This is a genomic window from Lentzea sp. NPDC060358, from assembly GCF_042725365.1.
Taxonomy (GTDB): Bacteria; Actinomycetota; Actinomycetes; order Mycobacteriales; family Pseudonocardiaceae; genus Lentzea.
The window spans coordinates 1-3,520 of the sequence record NZ_JBHXCW010000414.1 but is presented as its reverse complement, the minus strand read 5'-3'; the positions used below and the strand labels follow the sequence as shown (position 1 = coordinate 3,520).

General features: G+C 68.4%; 4 protein-coding genes. 3 read left to right on the top strand and 1 reads right to left on the bottom strand.

Going from position 1 to position 3,520, the window contains the following annotated elements:
* Positions 1 to 29: 29 nt before the first annotated feature.
* On the bottom strand, positions 30 to 557 hold the full coding sequence (locus tag ACFWGZ_RS40235) for an FKBP-type peptidyl-prolyl cis-trans isomerase (protein ID WP_382456840.1): 528 nt from the start codon (positions 555 to 557) through the stop codon (positions 30 to 32).
* A 455-nt stretch (positions 558 to 1,012) separates the two neighbouring features.
* On the opposite strand from ACFWGZ_RS40235, the gene ACFWGZ_RS40230 reads away from it, so the two are divergent.
* Genes ACFWGZ_RS40230 through ACFWGZ_RS40220 form a run of 3 tightly spaced genes read left to right on the top strand, consistent with a single transcriptional unit; the run spans position 1,013 to position 3,382 of the window.
* Positions 1,013 to 2,017 (top strand): hypothetical protein, encoded by a 1,005-nt coding sequence (locus ACFWGZ_RS40230; RefSeq protein WP_382456841.1) that lies wholly within the window; start codon positions 1,013 to 1,015, stop codon positions 2,015 to 2,017.
* Between the two features lie 6 nt (positions 2,018 to 2,023).
* Complete coding sequence (locus ACFWGZ_RS40225) at positions 2,024 to 2,671, top strand: hypothetical protein (protein ID WP_382456839.1); 648 nt, start codon at positions 2,024 to 2,026, stop codon at positions 2,669 to 2,671.
* 60 nt (positions 2,672 to 2,731) lie between these two features.
* The gene (locus tag ACFWGZ_RS40220; RefSeq protein WP_382456838.1) at positions 2,732 to 3,382 is read left to right on the top strand and encodes an HD family phosphohydrolase; all 651 of its coding nucleotides are present in this window, start codon (positions 2,732 to 2,734) and stop codon (positions 3,380 to 3,382) included.
* Positions 3,383 to 3,520 lie beyond the last annotated feature (138 nt).

The following is a 3,520-nucleotide window of genomic DNA, read 5'->3' as shown; positions in this document are numbered from 1 at the left end:
GGTGCCGTGCCGGCACCCGGACCGTCGCACTACGCGGCGGGGGTGACCTTCACGCCGTCGATCACGAAGATCAGCGTCTCGTTCGCCTTGATGCCCTGACCGCCCTGCCCGTACCCCTTGGCCGGCGGCACGACGAGCAGGCGGCGCCCCTGCTCCTTCAGGCCGACGATGCCCTCGTTCCAGCCGTCGATCACCGGCGCCTGGCCGACGTTCTCGACGTCGAACGGCTTCCCGCGCTGGAACGAGCTGTCCAGCACCTTCTTGTCGGAGAACGTCGTGAGCTGGTAGTTGACCGTGGCCGTCGTGCCCGCCTTGACCTCGGCCCCGGTGCCCTGCACCAGGTCCTTCATCAGGAGCTCGTCGGTGGGCTTGCAGGCGGGGACCTCGACCTTCGGCGCCGACCCGAAGTCGCCGGTGACCTTGAAGTCGTCGATCTTGCAGGGGTTCGTCGGGGCGGCGGCGCCGGTGCCGGGGGACGGCTGGGCGGAGCTGCCGCACCCCGAGAGGCCGGTGGCCGCCGCGAGCGCCAGGGACGCGATGAGCAGGACGTTGCGCATGGTCGGGCAGCGTATTCGGCTGGGTGTTAGCGGGGTGTAGCAGGTCGGTCGCTGGGCGAGTCGTGACGATGTGCGCGGGGTCATCGCCGCTGCGCGTCTTTCCGCGATTGCGGCTCTGCCGCTGTGATGACGGCTCAGGCGGGACGTTCCGCCTCGCGGACCAACCCGGTGCGACGCCGAGCGGGCCAAGACACGCGGCGTGAGTGCGTTCGGGTGGGTGGGTCACCCTCACCCGACACGTTGACCGCAGCCGCGACGCGGTGTCACCGCACCGCACGGGTGCGCACTAGCCACCCGCCCGAAGCGCGGTTATTCCGGGGTGAAATGTCGCACGAACAGCAGCTTCCTTATCTTTAGACCGACGCGTACAGTAACTCCTCGCACTTGATCGAACACCCAACGCATTCGTCCGTTCGGGTAGCGGCCGATTAGGTGAGGCCCAGGAGGTGGGAGTTGTGTCCGCGGAGGCCGGAGGCATCCGCAGCAACCTGGTCCAGGAGTTGTTCTGGACTCGTACCGGGTTGCTCCTCCTCATACTCGTGGTGACGTCGGGTGCGTCGCTGGCCATTTCCAGTCAGCTGGATTCCGGTACGGGCAGAAACCTGCTGACGGCGTTGGGGACGGGCACACTCATTTCGGCGGTCGTGAGCTTCACGCAAACGCTGATCACGTCGAAAGCCGCGCAGAAGGCGCTGTTGACGCCCGTCATCGAGGAGAGCCGGCGGGCGCTCAAGGAGCTCAGCCAGGAGTACCGGGCGCTCGACCGGGAGTTCTTCCCCAGCCACGTGTTCGAGCCGACGGCCAAGCCCGACCCCGAGTTCAACCAGCTCATGATGCAGGACCTCGAGCGGACCCGGCTGTACTGCTTCCGCGGGTTCGCCGGGCGGTACGCGGCCGGGCGGGTGCTGCTCAGCCAGACGGAGTGCGAGCTCAAGGCCGTGCTCGCGGACCCGCGGGACGACAACTCGATCAGCGGGCGGGCCCGGTACCTGTTGCGGGGCGAGGGCGCCGACGGGGACTACGACGAGATCCAGAGGCAGCTCAAGGAGCAGATCCGGATCGGGCTCGTCGGGCTCTACGCGGCACGCGGGCGGTGCAGCCGGATCGACGTCACCATCGTGTCCGATCCGCCGCTCGACCGGCTCGAGCTCTTCGACGACTCGGTCTGGATGACGCTCTACAGCAACACCGCCGGAGTGCTGCGGCCCTATCCGCGGACGCTCAGGTTCACCGAGAGTTCGTTCCTTTACGCGATGGAACGCGCGGAGTTCCTGCGGATCAGCAATTCCCGGGCCGGCCACCACTTCGCCATCACGCCGGGAACGACGAACGACGACTTCCTGGCGTTGTTCGAGAAGATCACCGGCGAGACCCTCTCCGCGGACGGTTTCAAGGAGCTCGAGAACAAGTTCCACGCATTCCGCCGCGAATTCTCCGCATCTGCTCAGTTGAGGAGCTGATCGATCTTGCTAGCCGAGTTCACCGGGTTGTCCGCGCTCGAGGAGCTCGCCGCCCGGGTGAAGCGCGCCGAATTTCCCGTCGTGGACCACTGGCCCGACGTCGGCACGTGGTTCCGCGAATGGGCGGCACGGCCCGAGCTGCGCAAGGATCTCCGCGCGCACCTCGACGGGCTCTCGCCGCAGGACGCGACCCGGGTGATCGCGCACTCCCGGGAGACGACGACGCACTTCGCGTGGTGCCTGCGCGACGAGCCGGCCGAGCCGTTCACGTTCTGGCTGCACGAGTACAAGCCGCTGGCGGACTGGCGCGCGGGCTACGCCGACTCGGTCCACAACCACCGGTACCACTTCTGCACCACCATCCTGAGCGGCGCCTACCTGCACGAACGGTTCAGCGCCCGGCTCGGCGTCGGCGGGCGCACCATCGTCGGCACGGAGCTCACCAAGCGCATGCAGTGCACCGAGGGCACCACCGGCACGTTGCTCGCGCACGAGTTCCACCGCATCCCACGCGCCGCCGACGGGACGATGACGTTCCTGGTCAAGTCCCGCGCCGTCACGCCGTGGAGCCTCAGCTACGACCCGGACACCGGGGTCAGCCACCGGCACGTGCCGGTCGAGGACAGGCTGGAGGATCTGACGAACCGCCTCTGAACCCGCACGGGAGCGCCCGTGCCGCGCCTACCATCGGCCCACCCGTTGGGAGGGCTGATGATGCGTACGCGCACAAGGATTCCGAGGTCTGTCATCGCGGACGTGGAGCAGCGCGTGAGGCGGCTGTGCGAGGACCTGGCCGCGAAGCTGCAGTTCCACGGCTGGCACCACGTGAGCTTCGTCCGCGACAAGTCCGTGCACTTCGCCGGGCGCAACGGCGCCGCCGTGGACGTCGTGGAGGTCGCCGCGCTCGTGCACGACCTGAACTACATGGTCCGCCGCAACTCCCTGCCGACCGACGGCGCGGCGCTGCGGAGGAAGGTCCTCTTCGTCTCCGGCGTCGCGATGGGCGACATCGACTGGATCGAGCGCATCGTCCTCGAGGCCGAGATGCGCACCCGCCACCGCGACATCTCGCTGGAGGCCCAGGCGCTCTCCGACGCCGACACGCTGTTCAAGGCGCTCCCGGTGACACCGGTCGTGCTCGCGCACCGGTACCTGCAGGAGAACGGCATCACGCTGCGCGAGCTGGCGCACAAGATCGTCGGCGAGCAGGTGGGCAAGGCCGACGAGGGCTACTACTTCTACGACACGGAGGCCGCCGCGACCTACACCAGGTGGGCGGAGACCAACCTGTCGCTGTGGAAGTGCATCGTCGAGTCGCTGGACGACCCGTGCGTGGAGGACCTGCTGACCCAGGTCGCGATCTAGTGCCCTGTCGTTCGCTTCACGACCAACTGCGACTGCGCCGCCGGCGTGCGCGGCCGAGAGCGGGCTCCTGACTCCGCCTCGGCCGACTGCGCCGCCGGCGTGCGCGGCCGAGAGCGGGCTCCTGACTCCGCCTCGGCC